This is a genomic window from Pedobacter sp. CFBP9032 (assembly GCF_034045265.1).
Classification (GTDB): domain Bacteria; phylum Bacteroidota; class Bacteroidia; order Sphingobacteriales; family Sphingobacteriaceae; genus Pedobacter.
Map to the genome: position 1 here is coordinate 39,627 of NZ_JAXCWE010000005.1, position 19,100 is coordinate 58,726.

20 protein-coding genes are annotated in these 19,100 nt (G+C 39.2%); 5 read left to right on the forward strand and 15 right to left on the reverse strand.

The features are described from left to right. Positions 1 to 34: 34 nt before the first annotated feature. Together SOM16_RS10760 and SOM16_RS10765 are read left to right on the forward strand one after the other, a co-directional pair. Positions 35 to 712, forward strand: a complete 678-nt coding sequence (locus SOM16_RS10760) for a Crp/Fnr family transcriptional regulator (RefSeq protein ID WP_320464011.1) — start codon at positions 35 to 37, stop codon at positions 710 to 712. Positions 713 to 807: 95 nt separating this feature from the next. Then, entirely contained in the window at positions 808 to 1,578 is a 771-nt protein-coding gene (locus SOM16_RS10765; protein ID WP_320464012.1) for a sterol desaturase family protein, read from the forward strand. A 299-nt stretch (positions 1,579 to 1,877) separates the two neighbouring features. On the opposite strand, the gene SOM16_RS10770 is transcribed toward SOM16_RS10765, so the two are convergent. Next, positions 1,878 to 2,789: a LysR family transcriptional regulator gene (locus SOM16_RS10770; protein WP_320464013.1), complete on the reverse strand. Its 912-nt coding sequence runs from the start codon at positions 2,787 to 2,789 to the stop codon at positions 1,878 to 1,880. A gap of 40 nt (positions 2,790 to 2,829) precedes the next feature. Here SOM16_RS10770 and SOM16_RS10775 point away from each other — a divergent pair, with 40 nt between their 5' ends. Both SOM16_RS10775 and SOM16_RS10780 read left to right on the forward strand, forming a co-directional pair. Then, complete coding sequence (locus SOM16_RS10775) at positions 2,830 to 3,798, forward strand: alpha/beta hydrolase (RefSeq protein WP_320464014.1); 969 nt, start codon at positions 2,830 to 2,832, stop codon at positions 3,796 to 3,798. A gap of 54 nt (positions 3,799 to 3,852) precedes the next feature. Further along, positions 3,853 to 4,263, forward strand: a complete 411-nt coding sequence (locus SOM16_RS10780; protein ID WP_320464015.1) for a nuclear transport factor 2 family protein — start codon at positions 3,853 to 3,855, stop codon at positions 4,261 to 4,263. Positions 4,264 to 4,357: 94 nt separating this feature from the next. Here SOM16_RS10780 and SOM16_RS10785 read toward each other — a convergent pair whose 3' ends face one another. Further along, the gene (locus tag SOM16_RS10785) at positions 4,358 to 4,867 is read right to left on the reverse strand and encodes an SMI1/KNR4 family protein (RefSeq protein ID WP_320464343.1); all 510 of its coding nucleotides are present in this window, start codon (positions 4,865 to 4,867) and stop codon (positions 4,358 to 4,360) included. Between the two features lie 183 nt (positions 4,868 to 5,050). Next, positions 5,051 to 5,770, reverse strand: a complete 720-nt coding sequence (locus tag SOM16_RS10790) for a DKNYY domain-containing protein (RefSeq protein WP_320464016.1) — start codon at positions 5,768 to 5,770, stop codon at positions 5,051 to 5,053. Positions 5,771 to 6,367: 597 nt separating this feature from the next. On the opposite strand from SOM16_RS10790, the gene SOM16_RS10795 reads away from it, so the two are divergent. Then, a complete protein-coding gene (locus SOM16_RS10795) occupies positions 6,368 to 6,733 on the forward strand; it encodes a helix-turn-helix transcriptional regulator (RefSeq protein WP_320464017.1) in 366 nt (121 codons plus the stop codon). Positions 6,734 to 6,739: 6 nt separating this feature from the next. On the opposite strand, the gene SOM16_RS10800 is transcribed toward SOM16_RS10795, so the two are convergent. From SOM16_RS10800 to SOM16_RS10855, 12 genes are all read right to left on the reverse strand, one after another. Then, positions 6,740 to 7,951 carry a DUF3570 domain-containing protein gene (locus SOM16_RS10800; RefSeq protein WP_320464018.1) on the reverse strand — a complete coding sequence of 404 codons (1,212 nt, stop codon included), beginning with the start codon at positions 7,949 to 7,951 and terminating at the stop codon, positions 6,740 to 6,742. 15 nt (positions 7,952 to 7,966) lie between these two features. Continuing rightward, a complete protein-coding gene (locus SOM16_RS10805) occupies positions 7,967 to 8,197 on the reverse strand; it encodes a DUF4266 domain-containing protein (protein ID WP_320464019.1) in 231 nt (76 codons plus the stop codon). A 2-nt stretch (positions 8,198 to 8,199) separates the two neighbouring features. Continuing rightward, positions 8,200 to 9,132, reverse strand: a complete 933-nt coding sequence (locus SOM16_RS10810; protein ID WP_320464020.1) for an FAD:protein FMN transferase — start codon at positions 9,130 to 9,132, stop codon at positions 8,200 to 8,202. Positions 9,133 to 9,139: 7 nt separating this feature from the next. After that, a complete protein-coding gene (locus SOM16_RS10815) occupies positions 9,140 to 9,568 on the reverse strand; it encodes a thioredoxin family protein (RefSeq protein WP_320464021.1) in 429 nt (142 codons plus the stop codon). Between the two features lie 277 nt (positions 9,569 to 9,845). Next, a complete protein-coding gene (locus SOM16_RS10820) occupies positions 9,846 to 12,881 on the reverse strand; it encodes an efflux RND transporter permease subunit (RefSeq protein WP_320464022.1) in 3,036 nt (1,011 codons plus the stop codon). A gap of 2 nt (positions 12,882 to 12,883) precedes the next feature. Next, complete coding sequence (locus SOM16_RS10825; RefSeq protein ID WP_320464023.1) at positions 12,884 to 13,810, reverse strand: efflux RND transporter periplasmic adaptor subunit; 927 nt, start codon at positions 13,808 to 13,810, stop codon at positions 12,884 to 12,886. After that, positions 13,810 to 15,057 (reverse strand): TolC family protein, encoded by a 1,248-nt coding sequence (locus SOM16_RS10830; RefSeq protein WP_320464024.1) that lies wholly within the window; start codon positions 15,055 to 15,057, stop codon positions 13,810 to 13,812. The genes SOM16_RS10825 and SOM16_RS10830 overlap by 1 nt, the downstream gene beginning before the upstream one ends. 96 nt (positions 15,058 to 15,153) lie before the next feature. Next, positions 15,154 to 15,948 carry a phosphatase PAP2 family protein gene (locus SOM16_RS10835; protein ID WP_320464025.1) on the reverse strand — a complete coding sequence of 265 codons (795 nt, stop codon included), beginning with the start codon at positions 15,946 to 15,948 and terminating at the stop codon, positions 15,154 to 15,156. 1 nt (position 15,949) lies between these two features. Then, positions 15,950 to 16,357 (reverse strand): hypothetical protein, encoded by a 408-nt coding sequence (locus SOM16_RS10840; protein WP_320464026.1) that lies wholly within the window; start codon positions 16,355 to 16,357, stop codon positions 15,950 to 15,952. A gap of 51 nt (positions 16,358 to 16,408) precedes the next feature. After that, positions 16,409 to 17,671, reverse strand: coding sequence for an ATP-binding protein (locus tag SOM16_RS10845; protein WP_320464027.1), 1,263 nt, complete (start codon positions 17,669 to 17,671; stop codon positions 16,409 to 16,411). Continuing rightward, positions 17,668 to 18,345 carry a response regulator transcription factor gene (locus SOM16_RS10850; RefSeq protein ID WP_320464028.1) on the reverse strand — a complete coding sequence of 226 codons (678 nt, stop codon included), beginning with the start codon at positions 18,343 to 18,345 and terminating at the stop codon, positions 17,668 to 17,670. Before SOM16_RS10850 ends, SOM16_RS10845 begins: the two co-directional genes overlap by 4 nt. A gap of 49 nt (positions 18,346 to 18,394) precedes the next feature. Then, entirely contained in the window at positions 18,395 to 18,988 is a 594-nt protein-coding gene (locus SOM16_RS10855; protein ID WP_320464029.1) for an HD domain-containing protein, read from the reverse strand. Positions 18,989 to 19,100: the final 112 nt, after the last annotated feature.

The window sequence follows — 19,100 nt, forward strand, 5'->3', positions numbered from 1 at the left end:
AATTCTGAGATTACCAGTCGAAAAATCTGGCAAATTGAAAGTAACACTCTTGCAGGCATGGCAAGTAATTTCTAAATTGTGCCCTGCCTTGTTAGGGTCAAATAGCAATTTTTATATGAGCGCTTCCATAGACATGTTACAACAATTACTATTTGATTTGGCCGGAGTGATGCCTACCGACACTCAGCCGCTATTTGATATGGCCAGCCGGGTATTGCTGGAAGCCGGCGAGGCGTATATTCGCACAGGTGATACCAGCCGTAAACTTGCATTTATCGAACAAGGCATTATACGTTCCTATATTGTGAAAGATAATGGTGATGAAGCCACCCTATTCTTACGCTGTGAAGGGCAATTTATCGCATCACATGATACAATCATTCATCGGCAGCCCTCTCGTTTTATTTACAGGGCGCTGGAGCCTGTTACGCTGCTACAGATCGATTATGATGTATTAGAAGATATCTTAAAAAACCACCCGGAATACGAACCGTTGCGCAACTTCTTCCTCATGCGCATGCTGGCAGATTCACTTAAAATTATGGAATCTTTTGTAACCCAATCTCCAGAAGAACGCTACCGGGAACTTCTTGCCGAACGCTTTGATCTGATCAATCGCGTGCCTGATAAATACATTGCTTCTATGCTCGGCATTACTCCCGTATCTTTAAGCCGAATCCGGAAAAGGATGCATACTAAGGGAAAATCATAACATTAATTATCCTTTGTTAAGCCTATAAATTAACTTTTGTTAAGCAGTTTGTCATCGCTCACCTTCTATTTTTGAATCATAAATTTTAAACAATTATGGAAAAAATAATAGAAGAAGTGGTCAGGATATTCGGTATTTCAACCGTTCGGTATTTTGTACTGGCAGGTATCCCCTTTATCTTATTCTACCTGCTACTGCCAGCAAAAGCAAATCGGTCAAAAATCCAGCAAAAGCAGGCCGTAAAAAAAGATTTCCTTCGTGAGGTATGGCACTCCTTGCAAAGCAACCTCATCTTCACGATCATTGCTGTGGCATTATTATTTACGCCACTCAGATCTTATACCAGAATTTATGATCAGGTTAGCGACTATCCAGCATGGTACTTTGCATTAAGTGTGGTGTTTTGCCTGATTCTTCATGATACGTACTTTTATTGGATGCACCGTTTACTGCATCATAAAAAACTCTTTAAGCTCACCCATGTTGTACATCATCAAAGCACTAATCCCTCTCCCTGGACTTCATACAGTTTTCATTTACTTGAAGCTGTTACAGAAGGCGCAATATTACTTGTACTCGTTTTTATTTTGCCTTTGCATCCCCTTAGCGTTTTGTTGTTTACCATCGCTTCATTTATTATTAATGTTTATGGTCATCTGGGTTATGAAATCACGCCCGAATGGTTCCGCCACACTTGGTTATTTGAAGTTCTGAATACATCGGTGCACCATAATTTACACCATAGTAAGTTTAAAGGTAATTACGGGTTATATTTTAGAATATGGGATCGTATTATGGGTACTGAAAACCCAGATTACGTTAAAGAGTATGACAGACTGCAGGATCAGCGATTTGGCAAAAGATAACGATTTAAAGATTTTGCAAATCAATCAGATCATTGCCATTAGGAATAGCGTTTTGAGAATGGCGTGCACGCACCATAACATAAAGACACCGCTAAAATTGCCGCCTATCAACTTTAGATCTGGAATGGTATTATTTCAGATGCAGCCCATTTACCGTAAATACCTGCCGTAAGAAGGAAATCCACTTTAGTCTTTCAACTTGGAATCCGTTTTGAATATGGATCCTGCTCTGAATAAGATTTAATTTAATCAGTGTAAAAGAATACAAAAAGCTAGCTAGAATCACGCTATTGAATCCGTTACTCCATTTTTGTTCCACCACTGATGCTGATAAAAGCTTCTAAAGCAGGGGAAAGTGGCACATCTTTTCTGTAGACCAAAATCGTGGTCATAAGGCCCAACTCCTTTGGCAGGGGGAATGTTTTTATATTTCTATTACTATAAAACGTACTTATGATTTCTTCTGGCATCACACTAAACCCAATGCCAGATGCAATGAAATTAACAACGCCTTCAATGGAATTCATTACTGTTTTATGATATTGGGCAATGCCTTTGCTTACAAGCCAAGAGTCAAGTTTAGCCCTGAATACGCAGCCTTGATCGAAAACTATTGTTTTAAGCGGATTTTTTTTAAGAAGAATATCCAGGTTTTTACAATGCGCTGGCGCAACAATTACGACCTGTTCTTCCTTTATTTTAATTTGTTCAAGCTCAGGAATGTCAAGTGGAGCAGGGATAAATGCTGCATCTAGTTTATAATTCAAAACATCACTGATTAAGCTGTCTCTCATCGCGGATCTAAAATCCAGGTCAACAAAAGGGAATTTAGCGGCAAGTTCATTAACAAGTTCAGGCCCTTTCAGGGTCATCATGGTTTCTAAAAATCCAATTTTAATCTGGCCCTTTACGATGTCACTTTTACCAATCGACCTTTTTGCCTCATCCAAAATATGGTTGAACTGCTTGGTATAGCGAATAAGTTTTTCACCTTCTGGAGTTAATTCGACCTTGCGGTTGTTTCTGGTAAAAAGCAGTGCGCCAAACTCCTCTTCCAAATTTTTTATACGGGTAGTTACATTGGATTGAACTGTGAACATCGCTTCAGCAGCCTTTGTAAAACTGCCATAATGCGCAACGGCTTCAAATAAGTTAAGGTCATTCGTGTTCATAAATCTTAAATTGAGATACATAGTATCTTTATAAATCATTTTGAAAGATTAAATATCAGGTTTACTTTTGAATAAAAAATTGAAAAAACTAAAAATAGCCTTCACGGTCATGCTGACTGGCTTATTAGGGAGAACAGAAATTATGGCACAATCAAGCACAGTTAAAACAATTCCGGCTTTAGAAGTTGGGGTTGTTCATCACCGCAAGGTAAATGTAAACGGACTCAGCGTATTTTATAGAGAATCTGGCCCAGCCGGAGCACCCACCATATTATTATTGCATGGTTATCCGACATCATCACACATGTTCCGCAATCTGATACCGATTTTAAACAAAAAATACCGCGTTATAGCTCCTGATCTTCCTGGCTTTGGATATACTGATTTACCAGATCGTAAAACTTATACCTATACTTTTGAAAATCTGGCTAAAACAATGCAGGGTTTTGTAGATGAATTAGGTTTAAAAAGGTTTGCAATTTATGTATTCGATTATGGTGCACCGACCGGATTTCGTCTGGCACTTGCAAATCCAGAGAAAATTACGGGGATTATTTCGCAGAATGGCAATGCCTATGTAGAAGGATTGAGTACGGGTTGGAATCCAATTCAGAAATATTGGGAAAATGACACCCAGGAAAACAGAGATGCGCTGAGGTCTTTTTATAGCAAGGAAGGAACAGCATTCCAGTATTTTACTGGTGTTACCGATTCATCCCTTATAGCCCCCGAAGCTTACATTTTGGACCAGCATTTTTTAGATAGGCCAGCATCAGCAGAAATTCAGCTTGACCTGTTGAAAGACTATAAAACAAATGTGGAGTTGTATCCATCGTTTCAAAAGTATTTTAGAACCAATAAACCAAAATTGCTTGCGGTATGGGGAAATAAAGATCCATTTTTTCTTCCAGCCGGAGCTGAGGCCTATAAAAAAGATATTCCTAACGCAATAGTAAAATTTTATGATACTGGCCACTTTGCGTTAGAAACCCATGCACAGGAGATCGGAAATGAAATACTGAAGTTTCTCTCCACCCTTCCAAAATAAGATTTTCGAGTGTAATACGGACTTTCACAAATAACAAATAAATCAAATAAAGTAATGGAAATAAAAAACCCAGTACCACCGTTTAGCTATGATTCTGCGGTGAAGAAAGTTATGCTTGCAGAGCAAGCGTGGAATAGCCACAATCCTGAAGTGGTATGTATGGCTTATACCCTTAATACAGAATGGCGCAATAGGTCGGAATTTATCTCGGGACGCGAAGAAGTCAAAGTATTTTTAGCAACTAAATGGGAGAAAGAACTCGACTACAAGCTTAAAAAAGAACTTTGGGCATTTACTGACAACCGCATAGCAGTTCGCTTTGAATATGAATGGCATGACCATCAAGGGCAATGGTTCCGCAGTTTTGGTAATGAACTTTGGGAATTTGATAAATACGGACTAATGGAGAAACGGTTCGCAAGCATCAATGATCTGGCCATTGATGAAAAAGATCGAATGCTATAAAATAGCTAAACACTTTGGTTTAAAAGGCGCTAATATATGATTAGCGCCTTGCTAGTTTAATGTCAAAGAAATAATCCGAAATGACTATTTTTGATTACTTTTCCTCAGAAAGCTTATCAAACGCTTTGAAGTCACAATCCAGATAACCATCACTATCCAAGAATATAATGTTCGTAATATATGCTTTAGCAATAACTTCAAACATATTTGTCAAAGAGTCATAAGTATAATCAGGATCGGTACCAAACGTATTCGTCCAGAATATTTTTCCATAGTTTGACGTCTTTTCATTTAGATCAACCCAATAGCAATTACCCGCCCCATCCTCTAAAAATGGAAACAATTGTTTGGCAGGCTGAAAGTTTTTTGTCCAATTCCGGAAACTCTCTTCAAACTCCATGCTTTGATTATAATAGATAACCGCATCTTCCAATGATAGGAAGTTGTGTATAGGTATCAGCCCTGTAAGGCCTGAAGGGGTTACGCTATCAATATTCGTTCCGTCTGCAAACAAATACAGTTCTTTCAACTCGTCATTAAAATTTAAGCCCAAAGTGTTTTCTGTTTTAGCTATTTCTTGAAGGCTTGCAGATTTTCTAAGTATGTTAGGGAAATGGTAATTTTAATCCTTCTGCTTGACAAGAATTGTCTTAAAGCTTTCGGTGATGTTATTCATAAATCGTTAGTCTATTTAATCTCAAAAAACAATACTTTTATTGTAAATCAGAATTTCATGGCCTAAGTTTTATATTAGTTATTCAATAATTTGATTCAAAGAATGCCCGCTCTATCCTAGCTCTAAGCCTTTCTTTTTAATGCCAAAAAAGTAAATGTCCTTACTGGTTATCCCGTAGAGCCTGTTATCGACAATCTTTACCGAAAAGTCCGAAGGCTTTACACCGGTCAGCCTCTTCAGGGCTTTGCCTATGGTATTCACAAAATAAACATTGTTTCGGTCGGCTGCATAATAAGTGTGGCTTTGGTCAAGATGATCAGCATCAAAACAGCCAGGCACTTTCTTAAAAGTGTCAACATCCACGTCAGGCACATTCCTGCCCCTGAAAAACAGGTTTTTCCTGTCCCGGGCAACATTCTGCCAGATAATGCTGAAGGTCTTTGTATCAGCTCCTTCCACAATATCTTTAAGAAAATAAACTTTATCACCTGCCCGCAGATAATACTCATTATATTTTTCTGCCTTGCTGTAATCATATGGCAGGCACGTGTCGTACCAATAATAATGGTTCCCGTCATAACCAATGCCATCTTCGGCATTTATAACTTTAAATGTTTCAGGCTTTGCTCCCTCAATAACAGAAGCATTGCACATATAGCTGGTGACATACACCCTATTTTTATCCCTGAAGTAAAAAGTCTTGTCCTCAAAAGCTTCGACCATCTCAAATGAATCGTAATCGATTGTCTTTTTGAGGCTGGTAAATTTTTCCGAATCATACAGATAAATGCTCCTATCTACAAGCGTAAAACCGAGTCCCAGATCTTTCATATGGCAGGCATTTCAGTTAAGTGCATACAAGTTACAAGGTTAAAAATTAAATACAACCTCCTTAAAAAAATTTTAGCATCAGCAGGATACAAACACTTACAAAATCTGATGTTTGGCGGTTCCAAATTAGATGTCCAAAATAATAATGTTGTATAAAATTAAATAAACCCCTCTCTGAGTGATTTAGAGCGGGATTAGTACCGATCCGTAGAAATACTTTCAATCCTTAAAAAGTTTTTTATTACTTATTGAACCCATAGCAGATGATTTAAAATTGAGTCTAAAATTTTAAACATAATCTCTTCAGAAAAACCTCCATCGGAAACTTTGAACCAAAAAACCTGACATTTTAATTGATAGTCGCGTAATTATTCTAAAAACAGTTATGATAAAGCGTTTTTTTAAATAGTCCAACAAATAGTAACGCCCTGGGGAAACCGCTAGACGGATTTGTAAATTTTTTAGATGAAGCGCAAAAATAAAAAACATGTGGCTGCGGCACTGATATGATATTTAGACTAAATATCATTACTAGAAAAAGAATAAACATTTCTCAACCTTTGTGTAATTTCATTCCTTAAATACATTAAAATAGTAATGAGTATTCATATAGGCCTAATGATCTGGAAAGAGATGAAACAGAGAAACATTTCTGTTTCTGTTCTTTCAGATGCGCTAGAGATCAGCAAATCCAAAGCGCAAGAGCTAATGAACAGTGCAACGATAGATATACTCACACTTGTTCGCATCTGCGAAATCTTGAACTACAATTTTTTCACCTACTATGAAAGTGGAAAGATTTTCTCCAGCATTGAATCACATGAAAAAAAACAATTAGTAGAAGAAGTTGACCGTTTGAGGGCTTTGCTCAATGAAAAGAACAAAGCCCTGGAACTTCAGGAAAGACTAAACAAAGTTCAGCTTAGTACCATTTCTCTACTGGAAAAAGGCCAATTCAGATAAGCTTTTCTATTTAAATTTTAAATTCAGAGACACAATATTGGATACTAAACTTGTGGAGCGCGAATAATGCCCATACCTTAACTCAAGCATATTTAATCTTTGCCATCCGAAAACACCTTTTGGAGGTGCAAACCGAATACCTGCACCATAAAAATCGCTGGTAAGTGTAGACAGATCATAATCACTGGTGAAGTACTGCTGTGACGAAAGATGATGACCATAAGGCGCAAAATATTTAGTCCCCACCTGGTTATTATACCTGTAAAATGGGCTTATAGAGAAAAATGAATTGATCTTAACCGGTATTTCAAGCTCTGCAGTGTGCGCCTTTATTCCCCAGTTATCCATATAATAACGGTAAAAAGTGCGGATCACAAACCGGTCATCCAAAAAGTAGGCCATACGCAATCCTATAGGCAGCTTGTAACGCTTATCTGGTAAAGTTTCTGAGCGAAGAGATCCATCTGTAAAGTAATTGCGCTGGTATTTTGTGGCAAGCAAGCCTTTCTGGTAAGAAGGTTCCAAAATCAGCGAAGCCTGGAATTTCTGGTTAATCACCTGGGCTAAGGAGAAAGATGCACTAAAGGAATTCCTTGGTGCGGTATCATATGCTTCGCCGCCCCTTCCGGTATTTCCGGTTCGGAGTTCTATAGGCAGGATGACTGTCCACTGATCCAGAAATGCCTGGAGTTTAAAATCAAACTGGGTATTTTTATCTTTTGATAAACGGGTTAAATTAAAGGCTGCTCCCATTGACTGGTAATCGAATTCTGTTGAATAAGATCCTGTGAAACCAAAGGAATTACCTGTTTCTTCATTAGACTGTGTCCAGTTTAAAGAGGGATAGATACGGGTATCTGCAGAAGATGCTGAAGAAATGGTACTCGGATCGATTTTATCAGAAGAGGCAGAAGTGTAATGATCTACACCAAGCTCAAAAATAAAAGTGTTTTTCTTACCTTTTTTGTTAAACTTAGACATCTGCAAATCTATGGTATTGGCAAAATCGCTCAGTTTCTCGGTACCGATTCCACCTGTTACTGCAGAGTTGTTTCCATCTTGATGATAATATGCCGAAACCAGGTTAATTTCATCAATTTTAAGTTTTCTCGACTGGTATTTACTGCTGTCTGCTTTGGCAGGCTCAGGCCTGGTCTGCGCATAAGTGCTTAATATACCGAAGTACATCAAAAGCACATGGAGATATATTTTTTTCATTTTCTGAGCCTAAAATTAGTTACAGCCACAACCACCACCGCTTTTGCCCCCATTGGCACCTGAAGCACCCTCGCGGTAAAGCTGAAAACTCTGTTCAAATTTCTGGACCTTTCGGGCCGAAAGAATCATGTCGGCATCGTTAACTTTACTTTTCTGATAAGGCTTTACGCTGCTGCATGCACCAAGCAAACTGCCCAGCGAAATTGCGGTAACCATCGAAAGGAAAAATGTTCTTGAAATTTTCATACTTATATCACATTAATATTATCTGAGGTATACACCCGATCATTATCGTCGATAACAACACAGGCTACTTGTTTAATCTGGTTTATCAGCTCCAACCCTATTTTTACGCCCATTACCACAACCGGTGTAGCCAGGGCATCAGCAAGCTCGGCACTTCGGCAGATGATACTCACGCTTTTTACGCCGCTTACCGGAAGTCCGGTTTTGGGATCGATAGTATGCGAATAACGTTTGCCATTAATCGTCGCAAATTTTTCATAACTGCCCGAAGTGGCAATTGCCATATCACTGATTTTTAGTGCAGAGAAGGGTCTATCGGTTTGTTCCGGATCAGCAATACCAACCGTCCATGGGTGGCCGCTGGCTTGCGTGCCCCAGGTAATCAGGTCGCCGGCTGCATTTACAATTCCACTTTTAATGCCCAGTTTCTGCAGCACCAACTTTGCCTTATCGGCTGCGTAGCCTTTCCCAATTCCACCAAAACCGATACGCATGCCGTTATTTTTTAAAAATACAGTCGATTTCTCCTTATTCAAGATCACGTTTCGGTAATCGATGAGTCCAACAGATTTCAGGGCGGTTGCCTCATCAGGAAGACTGGTCATATCCGGATCAAAGTTCCACAGCCTTTTATCTATCGATCCGTAAGTAATATCGAAAGCACCATCAGTGATTTCTGATACCCTGATAGATCGCTCGATCAGATTGATTACTTCTTCCTCTACTTTTACCGGACTTAGCCCGGCATGTGCGTTGATCAGGCTTGTTTGGCTGAGATCGCTGAATGTGGTGAGCAGGTTTTCTATCCTTTGCACCTCCGCTATAGCAGTATTTATAGCTACATTACCCTCCTGCTCGTTCGCAGCAATCACAGTAAACTCGAACCGGTTTCCCATGAGTTTTAGCATCCGGTTTACGGAAACAGGTTTAGCCATTTGTGAATTATTTGTTTAGTTTGTCGATTTCTGAAACGAAAGCCTGCGGACTTACATCAGGAAACCCCTCCCAGCTTTTAAGCACCTTTCCATTTTCATCAACCAGAACGGTAAAGGGAAACTTACCATTCTTGTTATACACCTCAGCCAATGATTCATTGAGTTTGACCTGTTCTTTTGGAAGCTGATTTTTCTTCTGCCTTGGAAAATCGGCCCTGACCAGTAAAAGATTGGCCGCTGCATACTGCTCAAAGGTTTCAGATTCAAGTATTTCTTTCCGCAGGCGGATGCATGGACCGCACCAGTCTGAACCTGAAAAATTGATCAGGATCTGCTTGTGTGTGGCTTTAGCTTGTTTCTGGGCTTCGGTAAAGTCTCCCATCCATGATACTGGAACTGTAAACAAGGTGATTAGCGTAATAAAAAGTAGTTTCATGATTTTTAGGAATAAACTTTTAAAGTAGAAAATCTGCGTAAAAATGCTATCTGTAAAAAGGCTTTAACGTTCCGCATGCTTTGGCTATCAATTAATGAATGAGTTAAAAAAAAGCAAGCGCCTGTAACAAAACTATAGACTAAATCTGAAGACATCCTGAAGTTTTGAATTAAAATTTGTTAAATATTTGTGAATGATTTTTACTAAATGAGACGACTTAAGTCATTCATCTTGCGATCAGAAATGCTGTCCCGGCAGCAATCAGACCTATTTTCTTCTATAAGCGATTTTGGTTTGAATAAATTTTACGGATAAGGCTTGGCAGTACAACCAAAAGCAATGGTAAGGCCACAATAAATCCTCCAATTACAGCAATTGCCAATGGTTGATGAAGTTGCGCCCCGGCTCCAATGCCTAATGCTAACGGCATCAGCGCAATAATTGCCCCAAGTGCGGTCATTAATTTAGGTCTTAGGCGAGTGGAAATGGCGAAAGTCATCGCATCATCTATCTCTTTATCATTCAACGACTCCTTGAACTGTAAGAAAGTGAAAATTGCATTTTCTCCGATAATCCCCACAATCATAATTAATCCCGTATAGCTTCCCACATTTAGTGGAGTAGCTGTTATAAAAAGCGCCACATAACTGCCTGAGATTCCCAAAACAGAAATCAGAAGTATCAGAAATGCAATTTTAAAATCCTTGAAAAGGAATAAAATCACGCTAAAAACCAATAAACTTGAAGCAATAAGGATGGTCAACAACTCCGAAAAAGACTGTTGTTGTTCTTTGTAGGCACCACCGTATTCAATGTGATAGCCCGAAGGCAGGTTTACTTTTGATTTGATGGTTGATTGAATAGCTGTCATCACACTTCCCAAATCGCGGTTATCTAATCTGGCGGTAATGGCACCAATGGTTTGCAAATTTTCCCTTTTCACTTCTGCACTACCAGATTTAAGCTCAATTTTAGCCAAATTCTGAATGGGAATAGCAGTTCCACCGGGGAGAAAAATCTTCATCTTCGAGATATCAGCAATACTAAATTTTCTACTGCCAGGATAAACCATACGGATGGGCGAAAGCTGTTGTTTATCATACAAATCGCCGATAACATTACCCTGCATGGCGGTTTGCAACTGTAACTGAAACGATGCTGGCGTTACCCCATATTGAGCAAGCATGGCAAAATTTGGTTGAACATTCACAGTTGGCCCGGACAGTACAATCCCATCAAACACATCGGCCGTTCCGCTTACCTTGGAAACCAAATCTGCTACCTGCTTTGATAATCCTTGTAATTTTTGCTGGTCGTTACCAAAAATTTTAATCTCAATTGGCTGAGTAGAACTCATTAAATCGCCGAGCATATCGCCTATCACCTGGCCAAAATCGACCACTAATGCAGGTTGTGTACGTTCGATGTGCGTTCTGATTTCAGAAATCACTTCATCGGTACTTTTTGTTCTGTTTGGCTTAAGTTGAATGAGGTAATCACCTGTGTTGGGCTCGGTAATGAAAAACCCCATTTGCGTACCCGTTCTTCTCGAATAAGCCTGAACACTAGGAATTTTAACAATTTCTTTCTCCACTTCCTTTAACATCCTGTCGGTTTCTTCAAGTGATGTTCCCGGAGGCGATGCATAATCCAAAACAATACTCCCCTCATCCATTTCGGGTAAAAATCCTGTTTGTAAACGAGGAAAAACGATTGCAATGGAAGCAATTAAGATCAATATAAAAACAAAACTGATGTATGGTCGCTGAATGAAATAACGTACCCAGTTTTGTGGCTTAACTTCATGTACAACAGCTTGCTTGCCTGATGCATTATTATGTGAATCTTTTGTGAGCAACAGATAAATTACGGGTAAGCCAATCCAGGTTACAAAAAATGAGCAAACCAGGGTGATAATCATCGTGTTGGTCATTACCTGAAAATAAGATCCTGCAACCCCTGTCATCAGTACAAAAGGCACAAAAATCACAATGGTACTAATTGATGATCCCAACATCGCAGGAAAAAGATAATGAATCGCTCTTCCAAGTAAAGGAACAGTGGGTTCATCAGGATGCTCCTCGTGGGTACGGTGGATTTGTTCTACCACCACAATGGCATCATCAATAATCAATCCGATCGCCGCTGCAATCGCACCCAAAGTCATGATATTTAAGGAGTAACCGATAAAATAAAGTACAATTACCGTTAAGCACAGCGTTACCGGAATGGTAATTAATATCGTTGCGCTGGCTTTGAGCGAACGCAGGAAAATAATGGCGACAATGATCGCCAATACTAATCCTATCCATAAACTATCGCGAACACTTCTGACCGATTCGTTTACAAAATCGGCTTGTACATAATAGGGTTTGATGGTAATTCCCGCAGGAAGTATGGTTGCAAGCTGGCTAACCTTTGTGGCCATTTGGCTCGAAAGGTCAACAAGGTTGGCGTTAGGCTGTTTAATAACGGCAATCAGAATTCCGTCTTTACCATTTGCATTTATTCGCGTATATTCTACACTTTGTTGTATGCTAACCTTGGCAATATCGCCAATTTTTATGGTACGGTTTCCCTTTCTGGTGAGCACGAGGTCTTCGAGGTCAGTTTTGGTTTTTACCGTTGCATCGGTAACCGAAAGGTATAAATAATTATGGTCGGCTAAGTAACCGTTTGATTTTATAAAATTGGTTTGTGAAAGGACAGCGCTAATTTGATCTGGCGATATACCAAGCGTTTGCATTTTAGCCACATCAAGCTCAAGCCAAAACTCTTTACTTTTCCCACCGATTACCCGAATTTCAGACACACCGGAAACTTGCGAAAGAAAAGGTTTCACGGTATAGGTAGCAATCTTTTTTAGTGCTGCCGGCGAATAATTATTGCTCTCCAAACTATAGCCGCTAACAGGTAAAATGGAGGGGTTCATTTTCTCAACCGAAATGTTTACCCCCACTGGCAATGTTGCACTGATTTTGGCAATCTGCGATTCGATTTGTTGCTGACTTAAATTGATGTCTGCGCCTGGATTCATAAATGCCGAAAGCTCGCAACTTCCACGACTGGTGGTACTCCTTACCAATTGTAGATTTGGCACTTGCTTTACCGCATTTTCCAGCGGACGTGTTACCGTTACCACCATCTTATCAACTGGTTGCAGCTCAGCATCGGCAATAATTTTAATCTTCGGAAAGGTGATTTCAGGGAAAAGCCCGGTTTTCAGCTGCTGAAAAGAATAAACTCCTCCAATTAGAATGATGACGAGAACGGCCAGAATAGGGTTTCGATGAGAAATAAAAAAGTTCTTCATGGCTATTTCTGAATTCTAACTTTTGCTGTATCGGCAATTCCATAGTTACCGGATGTTATAATTCTATCCATTTTGGAAAATTTAGGGCTCAAGACCTCCGTTGTATTGCTGTTGTCGATGCCTTTCTTCACATTTACTTTTACCGCTGTAGAATCGTTAATGAGTTTCATTACCCAAAATTCATCTTCCGTTTCGTTGGCCAATACCGCAGATCTGGGTAACACCTGTGCATTTGGATGGGTAAGCTTGCTTAATCTCACCTTTGCAATTAATCCTTCGGGGATATCTTTTCCAGATGGAACTTTTATAATATATCGCTGGGTTTGCGCCAATGAATCTACGGCAGGCATTGTCCCTGAAACCGCACCCGCTAACGAAGTTCCGTCGGGCAACAATATATTCAGGTTTCCGTTTTGCCTGATGATTTGGTTAAGTTCGTAAGGCAGATCTAACAAAAACACTAAGCTATTGCGATTGCTGATGGTTGCCAAAGCCTCACCATCCTGCACATAATCGCCTTTTTGGTGATTAACCTGAACGATAATTCCGCCTTGTTCTGCCCTAATAGTAGAAATACCAGAAAACTTAAAACCAGGGTCGAGCTTATTGATGGCATTTCCAATCGATCTTGCTTCTTTGGTAATCAGTGTAAAAAGATTTTGCCCGCTGCCTACTTTTTGGCCGGTTTGTGCGTTTGCTTTTTCGATATAACCATTGATATTTGCCTTTACAAAACTCTTTTCTAAATAAGCAGACGTTGCAGAAAGCTCCACATATTCAGCAAGAGAACTATCTCCCACATGCGTAATCTGTACGGGTATAACCGGGGATGGTGTATCTGCTGTAGCTTCAGGTGCAGAACTGCTACAAGAAGAAAATATGCTTGCAACAGCCATGCTGCCATAAATCAATTTTAAATATTTATTCATTATCGGTTCCAATAATTGTATTGATTAATCAGTTTCAATCGGTTAATGGTGGTTTGTTTGAGCAGGTTTTGTGCAGACATGTAATTGTTAATGGCGATTACAAAATCAGCCACACGTAAATCTCCGGTATGCATCAGTTTGCTATCCACATCTATTAAACCTTTACTAAGCCTGATTTGGTCGTTAATTTTCACGAAAAGCTTATCAGTTTGGTCAATTTGCTGACGGATTAAGTTGAGTTGTTGACTTTGTTGCCGAACAAAAAATTCCCTGTAATTCGATATGGTTTCTGAGGCCAGATTCAGTTTGTTAAACTGCATTTTTTTCTGTCGACCATCGTAAATCGGAACAGAAAATGTAAACCCTACGCTGCTTCCAAAATTTTTATATGGCGGGAGCACTAACGATGAGTTATAACCGCCATTGGCATATACGCCAAGTTTGGGTTGATAATTTAATATAATGGAATTTCTTTGATTTTCATTCTTCAAACTATCCAATTCAAATTTCCTTTTGAAAAAACTCGTTTCTGAGAAAAGCTTATCTGATTTAAGTTTCGGCTCCTCTAAACGAACCGATGTGGTATCGGTAATTCCGGATAAATAATTTAGGATTGCCAAATCATTTTTATACTGCAAAGCAGCTTGTTGTAAGCCTAATTCCTGCTGTTGCAGGGTAACCAAAAACGTTAAATATTCAGATTGTTTGTAAATATTACTCCTGGTTAAAGTTTTAAGCAAAGCTTCTTCCTTTTTAAGTAAATTAACAACCTCAATGTTAAAATCAACCTGGTCTTGACTGGCAAAAGCTAAAATATACTGGTCGGCAATGGAACGATTTAAATCGAAGGTAGACAGCTGGCTCGCGTACCTGATGGAATCGCTTTGCAATTTTACTCCCTGCAATTGGTTGTTGATACGTTTCTTATTCAGTAAATCGTAATTCACGTTGAGCAAAGCATCTAACGATTGCCCGTTCGTGATCACCTCATCATAACCATAACCACGAATAATCGGTGCATACAATCCACTTGAAGTTCCGGTAATTTGAGGCTTTCCCGTAGCCTTAACAATAAGGCTGTCGATACCTGCCGATTTACGCTGGTTTTCCAGATCCTTAAGTACGGGACTGGAGATTTTTGCCTGGTTAAGAAAAAAATCAAGATTTTTTGCTGGCTCCTGCGCTTGCACGAAAAGTGAAGCGCTACAAAGTACAACAATGGAAAAATATTTGAATTTCGTTCTCATGTGCTAAATTTATTCCGCCATTTAAAATATTTGCAATTCTGCTAAAGGCTTAGCTAGGCATTACATATGGCCTCTTTAAGTGGAGTTGCTTATAAATTAAAATCTTCCGGAAAGCATTAGGCCTGATGCTCCGGGCTGGTAATATGGCATCAAAGTAAACTTGCTGTCTTTCTTTTTATTGAATATTTGTTTCATGTAAGGGTAAACCAAATAGGCAATCTTGGTAGAGGCAATCCCGAATCCGGCACCAGCAACAACATCACTAAACCAGTGTTTATTGTTGTACATTCTTAACGTTCCGGTGGCTGTGGCTACAAAATATCCTGCATAACCAATCCAGGGGTTAACATCCTTATATTCCTGGTGTAAAAATTCAGCAGCCATAAAAGCGGATGCAGTATGGCCCGAAGGAAATGAATTTTCTCCATTATTATTGGGCCTCATCCTGCCAACGCCCTGTTTAACAAAATGAGTGGATACCCCCATAATCGCTGCAGAAGTTACATAAAGCATCGAGGCATCAAACAGGTTATGTTTGCCTTTTATACCTGAAAGATTAAGCGCATAAACAGCCGCCGCCGGGGCAAACTGTAAATAATCATCAACATGGGCTGCAAACAAAGGATGGTCTTCCTGTAATTCTGCTTTTGTACTCAAATCAAGCTGTTTTAAGGCACCATGATCATAAACTGCTGCGAAACCATAACCCACCAGAACAGCCGGGGCGATGAACGAGGTTATTTTAAATTGCTTTTTTGGAATAGGATTACCGGAATACCATCTTCTCAGGGAATCTGAATTGGCCGTATTTTTTAACGAATCTACATTTTGGGCAAATGAAGAGCATGTTACCGTAACAGACAGCAACATGATATAAAAGTACTTAGCCATACTAAAATTTTACAGGTTTACCGTTTGCATCAAACAATAAGTCTTTTCCCTTTACTTCGGCCTCATAATTGACAGTACCGTCAGCTTTGGTAATTTTGGCAGCCTCGGTAATTTTCATACCTTTTAGCTTAGCCATTACAGCTGCCGGAAACTCACTTGTTTTGATAGAAACTTCTGTTTCTATTAAGGATCCAGATACAGCATAAACTTCTGAAGTCTCTTTGCCACTTACACTAAAGCCAGCTTCGTAATTTTCTTTTTCTTTCTCCCAATTTACCTTAACGCCAGGGTGATTTTTTGCAAAAGCAGTTTTCACTGCAGCCGGTACTTTTGCCGCTGCAACTTTCTGTGCGAATGTAACGGTGACCATAACGCCCATCCATAAAAAAATTCCAAAAATCTTTTTCATAGTTTTTATTTTTCATCAAAACTATAAGCCAATTATGTAGGAATTCTGAAGTTATGATGCAGGATTAAAAAAAACGGAAAAAATATGTAATTCGTTAATTTGCTGGTAATTGATCCGATAGCCATATAGGTTACAGACTTGTTTGGTAATGGCCAGACCAAGTCCCATGCCTTCAGATTCGTTTGATTTTGAGAACCTGTCGAAGAGCCTGTCTTTCCCGCTAAAATCCTTTCCTGTGTTAGAAATGATGAGTGTAGTTTCAGTGAGCTCGATCAAAATCTTTCCACCGCGTTGATTATGTCTTACCGCATTACTAAAGAGATTATTTAATAAAATATCTGCAAGATACCGGCTCATGTTGACTGTTTTATTGCTCAGTTTAGTTTGAACAATCAAGCTATCTCTTTCAAAAAGTTCATGAAACTGCCTTACTTTGGATTCTATCAAAACTTTTAAATCGATTTCCTGTGCATCGGTAATTAAGTTATTTTCGATTTTAGCCAGTAGCAGAAGGGATTGATGCAGCCGAGAAAGCCTACCCGTTGCCTGATAGATATCTTCCAGCAGTGTGCCTTGCTGGGCGGTAAAGGGTTCGGTCTGCAAAAGCGAATCAAGTTTAGAATTAATTACCGTCAGAGGGGTCATCATTTCGTGTGAAGCATTATCTGTGAAACTCTTGAGCTCCCTGTAATCCTTCTTCACGCGGTCGGCCATGGCATTTACCGATTGGTTAAGCTCAATAAATTCATCTATTTTTGTCGTATCGCTATTTAGTGATTCCATTTTGGTCACTTCAAAAGCTTTCATTCTTTTCAATGTGTTATAAAAGGGCATCCAGAGCCTGCTCATTACAAAACGGTTAATGATGATTAGGGAGACGAGTAAAATCAGCGTCACTCCTAGTGTGATTAGCAGGATTACCCTTACTAAATCTTCAGACTCTACCCTTGATTTTGTAATGGTAACCTGAATGTTCTGGCCTTTTAGCCGAAGAGTCGTCACCAGACTTCTTCCTGGCTCCTGCTCGTTTTCAATTGGGTTTAAGTAGGTCGTATTGCTAAATTCCCGGATATTGTTGGCATCTGCGGGCAATTCGCGATAGGAAACCTGCTGATCGAGGTAACTTGCCGGAAGGGGCAGCTTTTGATAAGTCCTGGTGTATTGCCTGATCTCATTTTCCTCTACGACTAAATCCTTATCCAGTTTATTGGTGAGGATCAGGTGGATAAAGAAATAATAAATTATTCCGGTGATCACCAGGATAATGGAAGAGGTCAGGATATTAACCCTGTTGTAGCGGGTAGATAACTTCATGCATCTGTAAATTTATAACCGATGCCATAAACAGATTTGATATAATCCTTTGCACCTGTTTCTGCCAGTTTCTTTTTCAGATTTTTTACATGGGTATAAATAAAATCGAAATCATCAGACAAATCCATTTCATCGCCCCAAAGATGTTCTGCCATTGCATTTTTTGTCACAACTTTATTTTTATTGGATAAGAAATAAACGAGCAGATCAAACTCTTTTCTGGTCAGGGTAAGGGTCTTATCATTCAAAGTAACCTTCATTGCAGATACGTCTACCCTAATCTCATGGAAAGTAATAACATTATCTCCATCAAAATTTTTCCTGCGTACAATCGCACTCACCCTTGCCTTCAATTCTGAAAGATGAAAAGGCTTAACTAAATAATCATCTGCTCCGATATCAAGTCCTGAAAGCCTGTCATCCAGAGAATGCCTGGCAGAGATAATCAGTACACCATCCTTTTTATTAGATTTCTTCAATTTGGATAAGAGTTCCAGCCCTTCGCCCCCCGGTAAACCGAGATCTAAAAGGATACAATCATAACTATAAAGTTCAATCTTTTCACTGGCCGTATCGAAATCTGGAGCATGTTCACATATGTTCCCCTCTCCGGTAAAATAAGCAAAGATGCTTTCGTACAAGGCATGCTCATCTTCAACAATCAGTATTTTCATTTTTTTAATTTACATTTTATATTTAAAACGGATAGATAATACAAGTCAGTTATTCAAAGCGGCTTTTAAGTTTTGCAATATTAAGCGCTTTTTTTTGCTGAAGTATATTTTCACCGTAATCAGTAAAATATACATGGGCTGATAACATCTTCAAATTTAATTCATCCCATTCAACATCGGTATAAAAAAGATTGAGATTTGTTTCCCATTCCGTTTTCAGCCGGCCTGCGTAATCCTGATAGTCAGGGAGGGAAAAGTGGTAGAAATCAGCATCGCAAATCACCTGCTCTAATTTACTTACAGGATGTTGTGGAAATTTCGTTGCGACAATACACTTTTTAACAAGCGCTATTTTTTCCAGGGCTAATCCATTTGCGCCTAAAAATTCTGCTGCAATTCTGGCGCTCTCCTCTTCGTGTCCCCAGTATTTCTCGGTATATCCTACATCATGAAGAAAAGCGGCAAGTTCCAGGATAAAAAGTTCGTCCTTGCTAAGCCCCTCTGCCTTACCAATGCGCTTTACTCCATTCACGACCAGTAAAGTATGTCCGAAGTTGTGGAAATACATCTGAAGCGAAAGTCTACTTTGAAGACATTCCTTCACAAAAACAGCCACTTTCCTCAAAAGAATTTCATTCTTCATAATTTATGTTAATGCTGACAAGAATAAGTTTCAAATCTGAAGAAAATCTGTAGCACGTGTGCAACTTTAAATTAAAACATTACCAATCTAATTTATCATCATTTTATTTGTG